1 pseudogene is annotated in these 419 nt (G+C 66.6%); it reads left to right on the top strand.

Annotation, left to right across the window (positions count from 1 at the left end):
* A pseudogene (locus PZA18_RS24295) lies at nt 1-419 on the top strand (hypothetical protein); the annotation flags it as partial.

Raw genomic sequence — 419 nt, forward strand, 5'->3', positions numbered from 1 at the left:
GCGGAATGGCGTTATGACTACGACGAACGCGGTCGCCTGATCGCTGAGACCGATCCCCTTGGCGCCATCACTCGCCTGGATTACGAAGGCAGCGGCCCGCCCGACCGGCCAAGCCGCGTGGCAGACGCGCACGGCGGCATCCGTCGCTTCGAGTGGTCGGCCGATGGCCTGCTGCAAGCCCACACCGATTGCTCAGGCCGGATCACCCGCTATACCTACAACCGCTGGGGCCAGCTGCTGAGTGTGACCGATGCGCTGGGCCGGACCCAGCAACGCCAGTACGAGCAAGGCCGCCTCAGTCTGCTGATCCAGCCGGATGGCCGTCGCTTGCAATTCAGCTATGACGTCGCGGGCCGGCTGACCCAGGTGCGCGAACAGGGGCAAGTGCGGCTGTCCATGGCCTATGACCCCTATGGCCG

The sequence above is a fragment of the Parachitinimonas caeni genome, from assembly GCF_030129945.1.
In the GTDB taxonomy this organism is placed as follows: Bacteria; Pseudomonadota; Gammaproteobacteria; order Burkholderiales; family Chitinimonadaceae; genus Parachitinimonas; species Parachitinimonas caeni.